This is a genomic window from Pseudomonas savastanoi (genome assembly GCF_020917325.1).
Classification (GTDB): domain Bacteria; phylum Pseudomonadota; class Gammaproteobacteria; order Pseudomonadales; family Pseudomonadaceae; genus Aquipseudomonas; species Aquipseudomonas amygdali.
Genome location: NZ_CP076652.1, coordinates 779587 through 798162, shown reverse-complemented (window position 1 = coordinate 798162; position 18576 = coordinate 779587). Strand labels below are relative to the sequence as shown.

The window sequence follows — 18576 nt, the reverse complement described above, 5'->3', positions numbered from 1 at the left end:
ATCCTAAACTTCGCCAACCTACTGATTCATATATAAAAATATTATATGGCACCTTTCTTGTTATCTCTCACGCTATTCAGCGGGCGAATTCGTCCGTTACCGCGGAGAGTTTCGGATGTTCGCACCTGCCAGTCAGCCTCGTTTCAGCCTGAGCATCGATAGCCACAACGGCATTGATCATGGTTTTCAGGTAATCGCGTTTACCGGCCATGAGGCCATCAACAAGCCCTTCTGCTTTACGCTTGAGCTGGTCAGCGAGCGCATGTCGCTCGACCTTGAAGACCTGCTGAATCGTCCTGCATTTCTGCAGTTCGCGCCAGATACTGGCGGCATTCATGGCTTGATTGATCAGGTATCCCAAGGCGACTCCGGCACACGCCTCACGCACTACTCGATCACCCTGCGCCCGCATCTGGCCCGGCTCAGGCATCGCACCAATCAGCGTATTTTCCAGAATCGCACCGTGCGGCAGATCATTGCGCAGGTACTGAAAGAACATCACCTGCTGACCAATGACTACCGCTTCAAACTCGGCACCACATACGCCAAACGGGAATACTGCGTGCAGTACAACGAGTCGGATCTGCATTTCGTCCAGAGACTGTGTGAAGAGGAAGGTCTGCACTATCACTTCGAACACAGCCCCACAGCGCACCAACTGGTGTTTGGCGATAACCAGATGGTATTTCCTAAACTCGATTCGGTGATCTATCGCCGGGACAATGGCCTGGTGGCCGATAAGCCGGTCATAAAGCGTTTCAAGCTGCGCCTGGAAACCCGCGTCAACCGCACCACTCGACGCGATTACCACTTTGAAAAACCCCTTCTGAAGATGGAAGGTTCGGCGGATATCACTACGCAGCCTGATCTTGAGGACTATGACTACCCCGGCGGTTTCACCCACCGTGATCAGGGTCTGCAACGGGCGAATCGAGCCCTTGAACGCCACCGCCATGATTACCGGCTGGGCGAAGGTCAAAGCGATCAGCCTCGCTTGGTCAGCGGTCATTTTCTGCCATTGGATGGACACCCCAACGAGGACTGGAATGATCGGTGGTTGCTCACTGAGGTGCGTCACGAGGGTCGCCAGCCTCAGGTTCTTGAAGAGTCCGCACATAAAATTCAGAGCCCTGACAACTTTCAACAGGGCTATCGCAATACCTTTTTCGCTACTCCCTGGCAGGCCTTGTATCGCCCGCCTCTGCATCATCCCAAACCGAGAATATTCGGCAGTCAGACTGCAGTGGTTACTGGCCCGAAAGATCAGGAAATTCACTGCGACCGGCATGGCCGGGTCAAGGTGCAGTTTCATTGGGATCGTGAAGGCAGCGGCGATGACAAGAGCAGTTGCTGGCTGCGCGTGTCGTCCAGTTGGGCTGGTAATCGCTACGGTGGCATGACCATTCCGCGGGTCGGCATGGAAGTGCTGGTGACGTTTCTGGAGGGCGACCCTGACCAGCCATTGATCAGCGGTTGCCTGTACCACGCCGAACACATCCCGCCCTACGACTTGCCTGCGCATCAGACGCGCAGCGTGTTCAGAACTCTGAGCAGCCCCGGCGGCAATGGCTCCAACGAACTGCGCATCGAAGACCGGGCTGGTCAGGAGCATATCTACATCCATGCACAGCGCGATTGGGACCAAAACATCGAGCACGAGCAGAAAATAAGAGTCGGTCATGAGCGACATGACCGGGTCGAGGGCAACAGCTACAGCGAGTTCAAAGCTGAAGAGCATTGCACTGTCGATGGCAACCGGCTGACCGAAGTCAAAGCGGACGATCACCTGACGGTGGGTGGAACACAGCACATCAGGGCGGGCAATGGGTTACTGGCATACGCCGGGCAGGAAATTCACCTCAAGGCCGGTAACAACGTGGTAATTGAGGCGGGGCTGGAGATCACGGTCAAGGCCGGTGTTTCCTTTCTCAAGATCGACGCCAGCGGTGTGACCATTACCGGGCCTCAGATAAAACTCAACTCGGGGGGCAAGCCAACCTTGGGCACCGGCGCATCGCCCGCTTTGCCCGGGCTTGTGAAACAGGCAGATGACGATGGGCCGGGGCAGTTGCTGACGCAGCGCCTGGGTGAGCCAGGCCCGATAGTAGAGCTATGCCAGAAACCCAGGAACGGAACGCCCATGGACTGCCCGCTTGCCGATTGCGGCTGTCGCAGGGCGTTGCTGTCGAGAGGTCGGGCATGAACGTTTACGTGCTGCTGGAGCGCACCGACTCGCTGCTGGAACAACTCTACCAACGGCTGCCCGATCCAGCGCTCACCGTGTTATTCGACAAGACCGAGCTGGCCGTCTACCGGGAGAAAAGTCCGCTTCTTTTGAACACATCAGGCAGCAATACCCTCGTCGAGGCAATGCATGAAAAACCAGAACGCTGGCCCGGCCTGATCATCGAAAGCCCCTTTCCCGTCGACGTGTTGCTCGGCCATCTCCGGCACATTCTGTTTGTCAGGTTCGACGGACAACGCCGAGGCGTGCTGCGCTACTCACATCCTGTCACTGCCAGCTATTTCTTTACGGCAGAGCCCCCTCAATCCAGCGCCCAGTGGTTCGGCCCTATTTCCAGACTGGGCTGGTACGGCGGCACCTGGGAGGACCTTGCACAAGGCAAGCAGCGCTGGTTCGACGTTCGCAATCCACACGCACCTGATTGGCAACCGCCACAACCTCAAGTGACGTTCGGTTTAAACCAGCGGCAAGAAGACGCGTTGCGGCGCCAGAAGAAGGAGTTCTTACAATGACCACCGGCAGACTGAGCGATGGCCCTTCCTGCGAAATGGACAAACTGATCGTCCAGATAGTGGGTAAGGATCATTCGGAACAGCAGCAGGTTTTGCTGGTCGGCTCTGATGGAAATCGACTCTATCAAGCCAAATCGGAAAGACTGGTAAACGAGCTGTTCAGCAGCACACTGAAAGTCTGGGATCACATCGACGGCGGGCGTCTTGATCTGCAAATCGCGACCCTTGAAGGCGAGCCGATTCGCCTGCCGTTGCTCAGTGGCACGAAAGTCACGCCGCGACAGGCCGATGCGCAGTTCAATCAGATCGTTCCGGTGCTGCCATTCATTGCCTTGCCCGGTTCCAAGACAGTGGACGACATGGGCACACCGGTGCTGGCTCGCGCGGGTTATGTGTATGTGTTTTATCAGGAGAAGCTGTGGCGCGAGCTGGAGATCCACGTCAGCGAAACCGGCAACACGTATCACGACATCGACGTGGCCCGATATCGTCAGCAAAGCGGGTTTCTAGCAGGCGAGCGCAAGGCCACTGGCCAGGCGCTTGAGGACATCTGGCTGCCGGCACTCTGGAACAACCGGCACGTGCAGACGCTACAGTTGTGTTTCTCGGAAATACAGCTCAGCGCGGCACGCCTTGAGCGTCTGGAAAAAGACGCGGCTTCAAGAAATCAGCGCTGCAACAGCCCAGACCTGAGCGGGTCGAAAATGCGCTTCAAGGACCTGTACAAGGGCAAGCCCGATGGCAAGGCGATGCTCGATGCGTTTTCCGGCTTTGATGCCAAAAACCCTGTCGCCCAGGCACTCATCGCCCCGATCAAGGCGACCCGGCTGAATCTGCAATACAACGCGTTTCCGGTCAGCCTGGCTGCACCGCAGCGCGCCCGCCAGCCCGGTTATGAAAGGCTGCTCGATCATCCGGCGCGGTATCTGTGTGATCTGTCGGGGCAGTTTCCGGTCGAGTCCTTCAGAGAAGCCAAGGCATTTCTCGCTCATGCTGGCAGAGGTGTTGCTGTGCAGGATGTCAGGCGCCTGGAGCTGACAGCGATGGCCGACGCGCTGCTCGCCAGTTTGCCGATCGAAGCGGATGCCGAGCCCGTCGATGCGGGCGTGCTCTGGGAAGCGCAGGCCGGTGTCGTCGATGTGTTGGATAAAGCGCGGCAGCGGCAGGTCTGCGGCGTGCTGCTGGACGATGCCTGCTATCGACTGCGTCATCTGCGGCAACGTGTCGATACGTGCCAGCAACTGTTCGCGCTGTGCGCCCGACACGCCGTTCTTCACCCACACCATGCCAGCGCGTTGCTGGTGCAACAACTGGTGGTGCCGCGCAGTATTCGCGGTCAGGAAAACCCGCTGCATGCGGCGATGGCCAAGCTGCATGAGCCGGGCAGACGAGCGATCAACCAATGCACTGCCACGGTCCAGCGCGCGGTGGTCTGGCGGCACATGCTCAGTGCTCAGGACGCGCTGGTCGCCAGCCTTAAACAAAGCGCCACGGAGCAAATGCTGGCGGATCACCTGAGCCTGGAAGGTTTCGACTACGTGGCGGCGATGTATGAGTTGAGTCGGACGCTGGCGACCCTGGCGCTGCTGCCGTCCAACGTCGATCCGCTGGCACCCGGTGGCGACATGGTGGATGCGGTCACGGGGGTTGGGCTATGGGATCAGGCCGTGAGCCTTGGGCAGAAGTTTTTGAACCAGATCGCCAGCGATGACACGTCGCCCCTGCACCTCATGCTCTGGCCCGAATGCGATCTACAGACCGCTTGCGCGCCTTATGTCGTGCCGGTTACAGATGACGAGAACAAAGGCGACGGCCGTTTTCGCGCCACCGAACTGGCCCGTTTCGAGACTCAGCCAGCGCCTGACCCCATCGCCCAAGTCACACTGGACGCCACCACCCTCGCTAACTTGCTGGCGGGCGAAAGCCTGCAGAACTTCTTCCTGATCAACAACGGCAAAGCCACAACAGCGGCGCTGGTCGGGATCTTTGAAAACCTGCAAAGCGCCGCAGATGGCGCTGCGAACGCCGTCGCCAAAGCCAGCCAGACTCTTGCGTCAGCCAAAGGTAATGCAAACAGCGCCAATGCCAACGTCCGGGCGGCAAACGACCGACTGGCCCAGATGCAAGAACGCCTCGGCACCAGCGCCGACAAGATCAATGTCAATCGCCAAGGCCGGGGCGTTCAACAACTGCGCAGCATGATGCCCGAGCATTTCGGTGCGGCCTTCCTGATCCGCCGTAATCAGGTCACGCCGCAACACTACGTATTCGGCCTGGAAGACCTGCCCGGCAGAGAGTCGCTGCCAAAAACACGTTACGGCGAATACCTGAGACCCGACGGAACGCCATTTGGCGACATCGCCCAACCGCATCCCTCTTTTACCCGCCTGCCCAAGGGCGACCATCTGGTGCTGGTGATCCCCCGCGGCCACAAGACCGCGCAGGTGGTCGGCGACATGAACCGAATGCTTAAAAAAGCTCGTGAGGCGGCTGGTGCGGTGGGTGACGCGGAACGGGGTCATATTCGGGCGAAGAGCGGGCTGAGTGAGGCCATTGAGGGGCTGGATGCGGAGAAGAACAAGGCGGCTTATCGGGTGCTGGGGTCGACACCGTTTTGTCTGGCGGTGCTGATGTTGGAGGTTTGGAATGTGAGTTCGGAGGTGTCTGCTTGGGAGCAGACGGTTAGGGAGAAAGGAACATCAAGAACGGGTATCGCTATCTTGGGTGCCGGTCTAGATCTCGTGATAGCACTAGAAGCACTAGCAATCAAACTGGCAGGCCAGCAATCAACAATTTCCGCAGCCAGGATAACCTTGTTTACTATTTCATCGAAAAAAGCCGCTATTTTCTTCGGCGAGGCACTGGCCAGAAAAATCACTGAAAAAATCACTGGTCGACTTATAGGATTTTTCGTTTCTAGCTGGATTCTGTCCACCGTCAATATGATTGATGCATGGCAAGCTTGGCAGTGGAACGATGGTGCTATGTACGGTTATCTTCTGCTATCCATGGGGGGGCTAGCGGGCTCGCTAGGAACGTTATTCGGGGCGGCAACAAAGTTGCTTGGACTTACTGCACTGGGTTGGACCGCATTGCTGTTGATCACAGTGGGCGTGGGTTTGGTGATCTTGATGAGTTCAGCTCCGTTGGAGTCTTGGTTAGCAAATGGCCCATTTGGCGAGTCTCATTCAATCGACCGTTTTTTACAAGACCCGGCAGAGGCGTTTTATCGGCTGACGAGCTTGCTTGCCGGCATCAGCATTTCCATCGAAAAAAATCCGGTTTACGAACAGCACGCTACATTTAATACTCGCGCCGATATACCTCACGCCATCCGTAGCGCAGACACGATCATTCGCCTGCAAAGCCGATTGCCGGGCCTTATAGGTCGTCTCGACAGTCTCAGTATTCAAGCCGAGTGTCGGCAGTGCCGTATCACTGAAAGAACCAATAACCAGGGCGTTCCTTATCGAGTAGAACGTGAGATAGGTGACCGACCTGAAATGCCAAAGGCACAACGCCTGCACCCTGATGCACTGGAGCTTTTTTTTACAACGCTCAGCAATCAGATATCTTCCACAGGCAACCGCAGACATTATTACAAATGGGCGGTAAGGGCCCAATTCATGCTGACGCGCGGAGGAGAGGAATATTATTTCCCCGCCCCAGGAGTCAAGGATCCTACACAGCACAAGCAAAACTGGACAAAGCCTAACTTTGAAAAAATCAATCAACCGTTCTGGGCTGATGAAGTTACCCATGAGGGTTCGTCTAGTGATTAATTCCAAAAATAAAACCCTCTACGGCGAAAGAGCCTATTTATCAACCGGCATACCTGATCAGCCAGCACAATCTGAGTATAGTATCGAGGAGTTACGCTTACCTTGGGGGTATACACAAGCCGTAGCACCAGACAGTATTCTGGGTGATCCGACGCCAACCGAGATGCGTTTCTGGGAAGATTTCAAACAAAAAAAACAGGAAAAAATAAACAACCACTCTTACCTGAAAGCTCCGTTTTACGGTGTAAACCTTCATCAAAAATATGATCAAGAGTGTATGCGTTTTGCACAACTAGCTGCGTACTCTAAATTTTGGATTTACATAAACTTCGGAGGGAAATGGATTTTTCTGATATTTACACCTTTTTATGCACTGATCTCGCTGGCAATGCATATAGCCTCAAAAAACTCTTACACGAAAGTTGATTTCTTTGAGGCTTTCATTGGTGGTAGTTACTTTATTTCACTCCCATTTCTATTCTGCTGGCTCATCGGCCATATCGTAATCAATCACTTTCCCCGCCTCTGGTTCCGCCCCCCAAAAGGCCCACTCTGGGAGCTTAACCGCAGAACCGGTCTCGTCACGATCTTCGGCTACAAACGCCATCGAAAAGAAGGGGTGATCGACGAGTTCATCGCGCCGTTCTACGAGTTCGATGCCTACATGACCACCACGCATGATCGTCATGGCTGCTATCACGGCCTGCTGCTTCAGCATCGCTACGAAGAGCAGTGCATCAACTTTCACGCATTACTCGGCCCTGACGATTTCCAGCAACGCCCCTGCGCACTCTGGGACTTCCTGCAAAACTACATGGACACCAGCGGCCCGATTCCGGATATCCCGTTGTTTGAACCGTACCGGCACCTGGACCCGGTCACCGCAAGTTACGATCAACAGCGCGGCCGCAACCCTCGTTACTGGATCGACATGGATAACGACACGTTCAAGGCCGAGGTCGATGCCATGTGGCAGCGGGTTTATGCGATCGATACGTTTAGCCGCCCTAACCTTATGGCGCGGTATGTGGATTATGGCTCATGACTGGTGGCGTCCGGTCTGCGACGGAGCAGTGTTCCAGGTCGGGCGCATGCAAAACCTCAACTTCATTCACACCTGATAATGCGCAAGGCTGCAGATTTGTGACGCAGAGCGTCACGGGATGCATGCCAACGCGGAGCATTGGCACGAGAGTCAGTTGGATGTGCGTACAAAAAGATTCCAATCAATGCAGTCAAGATTGGGCAACACTCAACCTCAGGAAAGTCGACCAACCATTCTGGACCGATGACGAAGCTCATAAGGCATTTGCCAATGGCTGAATCGAGCGGCCGCTCCTACTACGGGTGTCTGGCCTACCGACCTGGCAATATTCCCGAGCAGGCATCATTGCGCACGGAGCCATATCACTCTTGCTCGGCCCGACTCCCTTGGGGGAAAACTCAACAGACGACATCAATGAAACTCCTTGAGGAATCCACCCCAGAAAAAATGAGGATCTGGGAGCAAGTAGCGAAAGAAAAAGAGGAAAACAAAAAAGCTGGAACCCATGTGCTGGCATTCCATGAAGAAGTCAAACTTCACAATAAGTGTGACCACGAGCATTTCAGATTTGCGCCTCTTCCACGCTGGTCACGGTTTTGGCTGATCTCATTACAACTCGGGAAAGGAGGATTCATCGTGCTTTCCCCTTTCATAGTGTTAGCACACCTGTCTCTAATCTCGGTATCCCATAAACCATGGCAGACGGTGACCGTCGACCTACTTTTAGCGGCCTACCCGTTGTATCTAGGTAGCCCTTTACTGCTTTGGCTAATAGGCCACATTGTCATTTACCATTTCCCTCTCGTTTGGTTCCGCCCGCCAATAGGCCCACTCTGGGAGCTAAACCGTAGAACCGGTCTGGTCACCATCTTCGGCTACAAACGCCATCGAAAAGAAGGGGTGATCGACGAGTTCGTCGCGCCGTTCTACGAGTTCGATGCCTACATGACCACCACGCATGATCGTCATGGCTGCTATCACGGCCTGATGCTCCAGCATCGCTACGAAGAGCAGTCCATCAACTTTCACGCACTGCTCAGCCCTGACGATTTCCAGCAACGCCCCTGTGCACTTTGGGACTTCCTGCAAAACTACATGGACACCAGCGGCCCGATTCCGGACATCCCGTTGTTTGAACCGTACCGGCACCTGGATCCGGTCACTGCCAGCTACGATCAGCAGCGCGGCCGCGACCCTCGCTACTGGATCGACATGGATGACGCCACGTTCAAGGCCGAGGTCGATGCCATGTGGCAGCGGGTTTATGCAATTGACACGTTTAGCCGACCGAATCTCATGGCGCGGTATGTGGATTATGGTTCATGAGATTTCATGTCGGATCTGTGACGCGGAGCGTTGCGGGATGCGTGCCAACGCGCTCAGAGTGACTCGACTCCCGTTTCAAACACCCCAGCACTCATCGTTACACATAGGCTCTGAAACGCCCGAAAAACCAGGCTTCTGCCCGGAGGGTGTGGGAGATTCCGGAGGTTACGATGGCTGAGAAGCGGCCCTGAAATCGGTGACCTCTATTTACGTCGGATGTAACGTATGCACTGGGTTTGCTGCCGGTTCCCGGCAGATCGCGAACAAGTTCGCTCCTACGCCCTGCGGGCAGAAGCCAGCTTTTCGGGGTCTTGACGACTTGTGGATTCGGGCGCTGACATGCTCAAAGCCCCAACATCAGCCCACTCAACCGTTTGACCTTGCGGCGCAGGGCTTCTTCGAAGATGCCCTGGCGTGGTTCGATCAGGCTGAACCAGTGTTTGGCGCGGGTGATGCCGGTGTAGATGAGTTCTTTGGTCAGTACCGGGTTAAGCGCTTCGGGCAGGATCAGGGCGGTGTGGGCGAATTCCGAGCCCTGGGATTTGTGTACGGTCATGGCGTACACGGTTTCTACCTCATTGAGGCGGCTAGGCAGGACGAAGCGCACGCCATCGCTGCCGTCGTTGCGCGGGAACGCGACACGTAGCACTTGCTTGCCGTCGCCGTCACGCTCGGGCAGGCGCAAGGTGATGCCGATGTCGCCGTTCATCAGGCCGAGGCCATAGTCGTTGTGGGTCATCAGCACCGGGCGACCTTCGTACCATTGCTGTTCGCTTTCGATCAGCTTCGCGCTGAACAACGCGTGAGTGATGCGCTGGTTCAGGCCCTCCACGCCCCACGGGCCTTTGCGCACAGCGCACAGCAATTGAAAGGCGTCGAAGGCGCTGAGTACCAAGCGCGCCCATCGCGTCCAGCACTGGTCGTCGAGAGCCGAATCATCGGCGGGACGCCCGGCGGCGAGTACGTTCAGGTAATGGCGATAACCCTGCGGGCCTTGCTCGCCTCTGCCAAGCCCGTCGAGGACCAGGCGTTCGAACTTGAGGTCCTGCTCGCCCTTGAGGGCCAGGGCGAACAGGTCGTCGTGACTGCCCGCCGCAAGTAGCGCGCGGGCCTGTTGGTCCTGCTGCTGGTTGACCAGTCGGGCCAGCTGGCCGATACCGCTGCCTTGGCCAAAACGACGCGAGTGGCGCAGCATCACCACTTGCTGGGCCAACGGATGGTGCTGCGCATCGCCTTGGCGCAAGGCGCCTTTGCTGAGGTCTTCGCCGCTGACGGCTTCAAGCCAGGCCTGAGTTTCAGGGCTGTAAAAACCTTCTTCAGCGTCGCGACACAAATCGCCCAGAACGGCACCCGCCTCAACGGAGGCCAGTTGGTCCTTGTCGCCGAGCAGCACCATGCGCGCATGCGGCGGTAATGCGTCGAGCAGATTGGCCATCATTTCCAGGTCGATCATGGATGCTTCATCAACCACCAGCACGTCCAGTGGCAGTAAGTTGCCTGCGTGATGGCGGAAGTGCCGGGTACCGGGGCGACTGCCAAGCAGGCGGTGGACGGTGGTGACTTCGCTGGGGATTTTCTGCCGTACGTCGTCGCTGACGTCCAGGCTCTGCACCTGCTGGCTGATGGACTCGGTAAGTCGGGCAGCCGCCTTGCCGGTAGGTGCCGCCAGACGGATGCGCAGCGGTTGGCCGCTCTGCACCGCCGGGGCCTGCAATAACGCCAGCAAGCGCACCACGGTTGTGGTCTTGCCGGTGCCAGGGCCGCCGGTAATGATGCTGAAGCCCTTGCGGGTCGCCAGCGCGCAGGCAAGTTTCTGCCAGTCGATAATGGCTTGAGGTGCTGAGTTCGCAGGCCCGAACAGGGCATTCAGGCGCTGCGGCAGATCCTCCGGTGGCGCTTCGCTCTGCGCCAGGCGCTGACGCAAGGCTGCGGCGATACGCCGTTCATAGGTCCAGTAGCGGCGAAGGTATAAACGTCGCTCGGCCAGCACCAATGGTTTTTGCAGCGCCTCGATACTTGAATCGCCCACCTCGGCAACCAGCATGCTGTCTGCAAGCGCCTGGCACCAGGCGGCGCCATCCAGTGCTGCCAGCAGTTGCGAGGGCAGCAGCATTGTCCCGCCTTGCTGATCGCCCTCGGGTGGCAATGACAGGGCGAAGTCCGGTTCTTTCAGGGTTTCGTACAGATCAAGGCAAACATGGCCGTGGCCGAGTTGATGACTGGTCAGCGCTGCAGCGACCAGCACCAGCGGATCGGCCTGCGGATCGAGGTCGCTGAGAAACGCGACAAATGCTTTGTCCAGCGCACGCAACCAGCCGCGCTCGACCCAACGCTCCAGCAGGATCAACAGATCGCCGACGCGTGTCAGCGGGCTCAATTCAGCGAGGCTGATGTCGTCCAGCGCGGTGGGCAACAGATCGTCAAACGAGCGGCTCATGCCAATGCTCCCGACAGGTCATGCGCTAACGGTTTGCCCTGAAACAAAAGGTCCAGGCTCTCGATAAGTTCGCGTGGCGGACGGACGAAATACGCACCTTGAGAGGCCGAGCGGCTGCCGCGCAGGAACAGATACAGCGCGCCGCCCATGTGCTGGTCGTAATCATAGTCGGCCATCCGTGCCTTGAGCTGACGATGCAACGCCAGCAAGTACAGGACGTATTGCAGGTCATAGCGGTTGTCGAGAATGGCCGCTTCCATCGCCGGTTCGGTGTATGCAGTGTCGTCGGTGCCCAGCCAGTTGGATTTGTAGTCAGCCACGTAATAACGGCCTTCGTGTTCGAACGTCAGGTCGATAAAGCCTTTGAACATGCCGTTGAGCGAGACCGTTTCGGTCGCAGCACGCGGCGCGTTGTTGTGGGTGAAGCGGCGCACAAGAGCGTCCATCTGCGCCACATTGACGTTGTTGCTAGCGAACCAGAATTCCATCTCTATGCGGTACTGATTGGGCTGGTCCAGCTCACCCAGCGCGACCGGCGTGGCATCCGGCGACAGACGCAACGGCATGTTCAGCATGTGCTGCAGCCAATCGCTCAGGGTATTGATCCAGCCCGCCCAACCGCGCCGATTGCAGCGCCGGGCAACGGCGTCCTGCAGTTTGTCCGGCGCGTGAGCGGTCACCGCAAAACCTTCGTTGCCAGCCCACTCGAGCAGCCCGTGCAGAAAGGTGCCGGGGTTGGGGCCACGCGGAAAGCGGTGGATATCGCCGCCACTGGTCAAAATGTCACGCGGAGCTTCAGGGTCCAGGCGCTCGTCGTCGAACAGCTTCTGTGCCTGGGGGCTGTCAGGCGATTCATCGGCACCGGCAGTTACAGTGTCGCCGATACGCAGGGCGCTGTAGGAGGCGATCCACCAGTTCTCGGCAGCGCGACGTTTGGGTACGAGCAGCTTGACCAGCGCGGCTTCGTTGCGCGGCGCGCTGAAGCGTTCGTCAGTGGGCTCGGGAACAGGCTGCAAGGCAATCGCATCGCAGCCTTGCGCGAGATCACGCAGCCAGACTTTCAGCTCTGCCGACTCGGCCAGCGCCACACCGCCCCCCAGTAAATAACCCAACGCAGAACGGTGCAGCATCGAGTTGCTGGCATTGCCGCGTTTGAGGTCGGCAACGCCCAGCCAGCAAGCGTGTTCGGAACGGGTCAGCGCCACGTATAGCAAGCGCAGGTCTTCGGCCAGACGTTCGTCATCGGCTTGCTGAATCAGCGCTTCGGTGGGCTGCAGGCTGATCTGCGATTTGCCGTCGGCGTCATGAAACTGCAGTGGCAGGCGACTGCCGTCCACAGGTTTCGAGGAGCAAATGAATGGCAGGAACACCAGCGGATATTGCAGGCCCTTGGACTTGTGGATGGTCACCACCTTGACCAGTTGCTCGTCGCTTTCCAGGCGCAGGATCTGTTCTTCGCCAGCCTGACCGGACAGCGCCAGGTGGTCGCCCAGATGCCGAATCAGCGCCTGTTCGCCGTCCAGTTCGGCGGCGGCCTGCTGCAGCAGTTCAGACAAGTGCAACAGGTTGGTCAGTACTCGCTCACCGTCGGTGCGCGTCATCAATGTCTGCGGCAGGGCGAAGTCATGCAGCAGGCGGCGCAGCATTGGCAGGACGCCCTGGCTGCGCCACACGGCACGATAGCCACGAAACTGCATAACACGCCGTTCCCACGCCAGTTCGTCCTGATTCAGACGCTCCAGCTCGGCCAGCGGCAGGTCCAGCGTGATACACGCCAGCGCGGCACGCAGCGTACGTTCGGAATCGGGCTCGGCACAGGCTTTGAGCCAGGACAGCAGGTCGTGGGCTTCCTGAGCGGCGAACACTGAATCCTTGTCCGACAGATAAACGCTGCGCACGCCACGCGCGGTGAGTTGCTGACGCACCGCCTGCGCTTCCTTGCCATCTCGGACCAGAATCGCAATGTCGGCCGGACGCAGCCCGCGCAGCGGTTTATCAAGCATGGCGAAACCGGCACGGCCCTGTTGACCGGCGTTGAGCAGGCGCACGATCTCGCTGGCGCAACTGGCCGCCAACTGTTGGCGATAAATAACCCCGGACACCGGCTGTTCGCTTTCCAGATGCCAGACCGTCAGTGCAGTCAGTGGCGCGCCGTCGACTTCCAGGATCTCTTTGCGACCCTGGGCCAGCGCATCGGAGAACGGTACCTGATTGCCTTGATCATCACGAAACAGGAACGCTCCGCGACCTTGCGGACGTTGCTCTGCGCGCGTGAAGACATGGTTGACCGACGCGACCATTGCATGGCTGGAGCGGTAGTTGGTGTCCAGCGTGTGCCAACGGCCGTCGGTGGCCTGCCGGGCGCGCAGGTAGGTGTAGATATCGGCACCGCGAAACGCATAGATCGCCTGCTTCGGGTCGCCGATCAGGAACAGCCCGGTCTGCTCGTCGTTGCCCTCAAGGCGATAGATGCTGTCGAAGATCCGATACTGCACCGGGTCGGTATCCTGAAACTCATCGATCAACGCTACTGGAAACTGCTCACGAATCAGGGTGGCCAGACGTTCGCCGCCAGCACTGTGCAGGGCGGCATCGAGCCTGAGCAACATGTCGTCAAACCCCATCTCGGCGCGACGCCGCTTCTCTTCTTCAAAGCGGGCACTTACCCACTGCGCCGCATGCTGCAACACCGCGGCATCCGGCTTGGGCAGACTGTCCAGCGCAGCTTTCAGCTGTGCCATGGCCTCGAAAGCGGGGTGTGAAGGCGGATCACTTTTCCAGGCTTCGGCAACACCCTCCGGGGTCAGGCGCGTGAAACCGGTTCCCAGGTCCAGCGTTTCCTGTGTGTCGTCAGCGGCCCATGCGGCAAGCTTTTCAAACCAGGGCTTGAAGTAGCGCTCCTGCATCTTGCGGCCATCGACCACTTTGCGGGCTACGGCGTCCTGACAGAGCGCATACAGCTCTTCAGCCCAGGCGGCCCAAGGCGCTTTCAGGGCAGCAAGCACTTCTCGACGCTCCTGCAATGACGCCTCGATCAGTTCGGCGGGCTCTTGAGTGAGCGGGCTGCGATCACGACCAAACAAACCTCGCACACGCGGCAACAACGCCGCCGGACCGCTCAGGTTTTCCCGCACCCAGGTCAACGGGTCGCCGCTCATGGGGTAGCAGAAGCGGCGCCAGTAGTCGCGCAGCACTTCACCGAGCAAATCGCTGTGGTCGGTTTCCAGGGTCTGGGTGAACAGGCTGCCGCTGTCGAATGCGTGTTCGCGCAACATGCGCTGGCACCAGCTGTGAATGGTCGAGACGGCGGCTTCGTCCATCCACTGTGCGGCGATGTCCAGACGGCTGGCACAGGCAGGCCACTGCTCGTCCTCGAACTGCTCACGCAACTCGGCAATCAAACCGTCAGGTGCTGCAATCTCGTCACGAAAGAACCGTGCTGCTTCCGCCAGCCGGGTACGAATCCTGTCACGCAGCTCCTTGGTAGCGGCGTCGGTGAAGGTCACCACAAGGATCTGCGGCGGCAGCAATTCACGACCAAAGCCTGACTGTTCGGTGCCGTGGCCAAGCACCAGACGCAAGTACAGGGCGGAGATGGTGAAGGTCTTGCCGGTCCCGGCGCTGGCCTCGATCAGTTGACTGCCGCGTAGTGGAAAACGCAGCGCCAGAGGAAGGGATTGTTCGTTCATGCGCCACCCTCCCCGCCAGACAACGACTGCCAGGGTGCATCGTAAACCGGTTTGTAGAGCGTCTCGCACCAGCCTGCAAACTCTTCACTGTCGACCAGCGCGTCAAAGTCCGGAAACTGTCGGGCCAGCGCGGTGCTTTCGCGGCGCTCACCATCAGTGGTCTGCCCGTCACCCTCGTAGGCCTTGCGGGCTGCTGCTTCGGCTTTGTCGGCAGGCTGGCCCAGCCAGGCAAATGCGGTTTTGACGGCGACTGGCAAAGGCTCTTGCATGCCGCGTAGCCAAGCCATCAGCAAGTGATTCAGGGTGGTTATGGCCGCGTCCTTGTCCAACGGATCGAGCATGAGGGTTTCGTCACTGGCCACCAGTGCCGTGTGCAACGGCAGCTCACAGGCGCAGGCCACCAGGTGATTGACCCACGGCCGAATCAGCCGGTGCCATTTGCGCGTCTTTTTCGAGCCGATGCTGTTGGGAATCGCCGTGACCAGCAACAGCTCACCACCAGCGTTACGGTGCAGTCCGCCAAGCCAGCCATCGATACTCACACTGCCATGGCTGAAGCTGATCGGTAATGCGCTGCTCAACGTTTCGGGCCAGAGGGTCAACAGATCGTGGTAACGCTTGAGAACGTCTGGCAACGGCTCGATCAGTTCGTCCTGCATCAAGGTGCCAAATCCCGCGAGCGGCAGCAGGCCACTGGCTTGAAGTTTCAGTGCCTGGGCTTTCAGGGCGACATCCATATCGTCAGGGGAAGCCATCGCTGCGCTGAGCAGGCTTTCACTGAGGCCGTAACGCTCAAGCGCATCGAGCACGAATGGTTCCTCATCGGCGAGCGGCGCTTCGGCGACTTCGAAATAGATCTTCAGGCGCTGGCTGAAGAAATGCTTCACCGGGTTTCTCAGGAAATCCTGTAACTGTGCAATGGACAGGGGTTCTTCCTGCTCATGGGGGGAAAGCGCTTGAGGTACGGGCACCTGAAGGTCGGTTTCATGCAGCAGGCGCCACTCGCGGGCGAAGCTGAAATACCCAGTGCCTGCATGGAAGTAATTGGCACTGAAAGGCTGCAGAGGGTGATCCACAGTCAGCGCGTTCAGCAAACGCTCACCATCGTCCTGCTTGCCGTCCGGTTCGGTCTCGCCAGCCAGCTTCCAGCCACTGGCCAGGTGATCGCGCAATTGGCCAATCAGCACCGATGCAGGACGCTCGCTGTTGTCCCGAATGCTGTGGCCAACCCAGCTGATATAGAGCTGGTCCCTGGCCGATAACAGCGCTTCCAGCAACAGGTAGCGATCGTCTTCACGCCGGGAACGGTCGCCGGGGCGGTAATCGCTGCCCATCAGGTCGAAATCCAGCGGCGGTTGCGCGCGCGGGTAATCGCCGTCATTCATGCCCAGCAGGCAGACCACTTTGAACGGAATGGCACGCATGGGCATCAGCGTGCAGAAGTTGACCGAGCCTGCCAGAAAGCGTTGGGACAGACGCCCCTGATCAAGCCCGGCCAGCCAGGCCTCACGCACAACGGTCAACGGCAGCTCATCGGTCAGCCCTACCGCGTCACAGGTTTCCAGCCAGCTTTCGCGCAGTGTTTCAAGTTGAGCGAGCAGGTAGTCATCGTGTTCGCTGTCGGCGAGGAAGAACAACTGCAACAGCGATTGCAGACGCGTTCCCCACGCGTACGGAGTTGCGGATGTCGATAATTCCGTATGAGCCACCTGAAGCGCGTCAATCAGCGCTACCAGTGGGCCGATCAATGCGGCATCAAGCCCGCCAATCTCATCGTACGGCTCGATGCCGTCGTAAGCCGCACCTGCTCCCACGGCGTAACCCAGCAGCATACGACGCAGGCCGAAATGCCAGCTGTTCTGCTCCAGCGCATCCGGCAACCCCAGACCTGCACGCTGCTGTGCGTTGAGGCCCCAGCGAATGCCGGCACCCTCTATCCAGCGGTGCAGCGTTGGCAGATCGCGCTCCTGAATCCTGAAGCGCGCGCGCAAGGCGGGAACGTCGAGCAGGTCAAGGATTTCGCTGACCGGAAAGCGGCTGTCCGGGAGTTTGAGGAGGTGTTCAACGGCAATCAGCAAGGGTTCGCGGCCACGTTGCCCCTGGTCGGCCAGCGTAAAGGGAATGAAGCGACGATCTTCGCGTTCGATTTGCCCGAATACCGCTCGTATGTGCGGGGCGTAGCTGTCGATATCCGGGACCATGACAATCACATGACGCGGGCGCAGACCAGGGTCTTTGCTGAACCGTGCCAATAGCTGGTCGTGCAGCACTTCCACTTCGCGCTGCGCACTGTGCGCAACATGGAAACGGACCGAGCGATCTTCCAACGGATCGACTGCCGGCCAGAGCTCACGGGTTTCATCCAGCGGGCGCAGCTCGAGAATATCGTCCTGCAACTGGTTCAGCAGATTGGTGGGCTCGACTTCACTGAACAGATCAATCCGCTCGTCCTTGAATGAAGAGCGGTAGCTGCGCGGATCATCATGGCTGTCCAGCAAATTGATGTAATCGCGCCCCTGCTTGCCCCAGGCAGCGAGCAGCGGATGAGCATGCTGATGCAGCGCTTGCGGGTCGAGGACCATCGGCATTCCGGTCTTGCGCGCCTGGCGTTTGTACTGGTGACGCAGCAGGTCTTTGTCGGCAACGATATCAGCCCAGTGATGGCGACACGGGTTGTGAACGCAGAGCAGAACCTGGCTGAACTTCGCCAGACCCGCCAACGCCTCAAGCGCTTGTGCAGGCAGTGACGAAATGCCAAAAACGATGACGCGTGCCGGCAAACCCGGAGGCGCTTCGGTCATGGTGCCGATGCGCTCGATGAAACGCTGATGCACGCCCGCGCGGCTCTGCGACATCCCTTCAGCCCCGACGTCGTCCAGCAACGCACGCCACAGTTCGGCCTGCCAGCAATTGGCAGCTGACAATGGTCTGGACTGACCTCGTACGTCGCGCAATTGATGACGGCCAGCGGCCCAGTCTTCCAGCCAGTCGGCGCGGTAAACCTGATATTGGTCGAACAGATCTGACAGGCGCTCGGACAATTGATAGCGCTTGCGTAGATCAGTGTCGTCGGTCAGGAAACGCTGCAGGGGCTCAAAGTGCGGCTGATTGATGAGTTCAGGGAGCAAGCGCATCAAGCGCCAGGTCAGCGGGGTCTTGTCGAGCAAGGAAGTCGAGGGGATTTCATCGCTTCCGAGAACCATGCGGTACAGCGTCCACATGAAGCTACCGGGCAATTGGACGTCTATGGCTGCGGCAATGCCACAGCCGCCGCTATCTTCATCCTGAGCGTCCTCGGCCAAGGCCAGTTTCAACCACTGCGCAATGCCGTTGCTCTGCACCAGAGCAATCTCGTTTTCCAGGGGGGCCAATGGATAACGTCGCATCCACGACACAACCAGGCTGCGCAGCTCATCCGGGCGGTTGCCTTGGACCACCATGAAACCTGCACTCAGAGAGGTTGTAACGGACATGCTTGCTTCCTTGACCGGTGCGTAGAACCTGATGCCGAACCATAAGGGCAAGCGCGCTGGATTGCCA

At 58.5% G+C, this 18576-nt stretch carries 8 protein-coding genes; 5 read left to right on the top strand and 3 right to left on the bottom strand.

The genetic code is table 11. From position 1 onward, the window contains the following. Nucleotides 1–115 precede the first annotated feature (115 nt). The 5 genes from KP808_RS03440 (at nt 116) to KP808_RS03420 (ending at nt 8910) form a co-directional block, all read left to right on the top strand. The gene (locus tag KP808_RS03440) at nt 116–2203 is read left to right on the top strand and encodes a type VI secretion system Vgr family protein (protein WP_230017441.1); all 2088 of its coding nucleotides are present in this window, start codon (nt 116–118) and stop codon (nt 2201–2203) included. After that, nucleotides 2200–2757, top strand: a complete 558-nt coding sequence (locus KP808_RS03435) for a DUF4123 domain-containing protein (RefSeq protein ID WP_058401376.1) — start codon at nt 2200–2202, stop codon at nt 2755–2757. Before KP808_RS03440 ends, KP808_RS03435 begins: the two co-directional genes overlap by 4 nt. Next, nucleotides 2754–6539 (top strand): toxin VasX, encoded by a 3786-nt coding sequence (locus KP808_RS03430; protein ID WP_230017440.1) that lies wholly within the window; start codon nt 2754–2756, stop codon nt 6537–6539. Before KP808_RS03435 ends, KP808_RS03430 begins: the two co-directional genes overlap by 4 nt. A 163-nt stretch (nt 6540–6702) precedes the next feature. Further along, nucleotides 6703–7584: a hypothetical protein gene (locus tag KP808_RS03425; protein WP_230018794.1), complete on the top strand. Its 882-nt coding sequence runs from the start codon at nt 6703–6705 to the stop codon at nt 7582–7584. 414 nt (nt 7585–7998) lie between these two features. Next, nucleotides 7999–8910 (top strand): hypothetical protein, encoded by a 912-nt coding sequence (locus tag KP808_RS03420; protein ID WP_193601032.1) that lies wholly within the window; start codon nt 7999–8001, stop codon nt 8908–8910. 343 nt (nt 8911–9253) lie between these two features. Here the strand turns inward: KP808_RS03420 and recD are convergent, their stop codons facing one another. The 3 genes from recD to recC are packed head-to-tail and all read right to left on the bottom strand — an operon-like array spanning nt 9254 to nt 18509. Then, the gene (recD, locus tag KP808_RS03415) at nt 9254–11347 is read right to left on the bottom strand and encodes an exodeoxyribonuclease V subunit alpha (RefSeq protein ID WP_230017439.1); all 2094 of its coding nucleotides are present in this window, start codon (nt 11345–11347) and stop codon (nt 9254–9256) included. Next, nucleotides 11344–15036, bottom strand: coding sequence for an exodeoxyribonuclease V subunit beta (gene recB, locus KP808_RS03410; RefSeq protein ID WP_230017438.1), 3693 nt, complete (start codon nt 15034–15036; stop codon nt 11344–11346). Before recB ends, recD begins: the two co-directional genes overlap by 4 nt. Further along, nucleotides 15033–18509: an exodeoxyribonuclease V subunit gamma gene (gene recC / locus KP808_RS03405; RefSeq protein WP_230017437.1), complete on the bottom strand. Its 3477-nt coding sequence runs from the start codon at nt 18507–18509 to the stop codon at nt 15033–15035. The genes recB and recC overlap by 4 nt, the downstream gene beginning before the upstream one ends. Nucleotides 18510–18576: the final 67 nt, after the last annotated feature.

Excerpts from the sequence above, each read along its gene's own strand:
- recD (WP_230017439.1), bottom strand. The coding sequence starts at position 11,347 with ATGAGCCGCTCGTTTGACGATCTGTTGCCCACCGCGCTGGACGACATC.
- recB (WP_230017438.1), bottom strand. The coding sequence starts at position 15,036 with ATGAACGAACAATCCCTTCCTCTGGCGCTGCGTTTTCCACTACGCGGC.
- KP808_RS03435 (WP_058401376.1), top strand. The coding sequence starts at position 2,200 with ATGAACGTTTACGTGCTGCTGGAGCGCACCGACTCGCTGCTGGAACAA.
- recC (WP_230017437.1), bottom strand. The coding sequence starts at position 18,509 with ATGTCCGTTACAACCTCTCTGAGTGCAGGTTTCATGGTGGTCCAAGGC.
- KP808_RS03440 (WP_230017441.1), top strand. The coding sequence starts at position 116 with ATGTTCGCACCTGCCAGTCAGCCTCGTTTCAGCCTGAGCATCGATAGC.
- KP808_RS03420 (WP_193601032.1), top strand. The coding sequence starts at position 7,999 with ATGAAACTCCTTGAGGAATCCACCCCAGAAAAAATGAGGATCTGGGAG.
- KP808_RS03425 (WP_230018794.1), top strand. The coding sequence starts at position 6,703 with ATGCGTTTCTGGGAAGATTTCAAACAAAAAAAACAGGAAAAAATAAAC.
- KP808_RS03430 (WP_230017440.1), top strand. The coding sequence starts at position 2,754 with ATGACCACCGGCAGACTGAGCGATGGCCCTTCCTGCGAAATGGACAAA.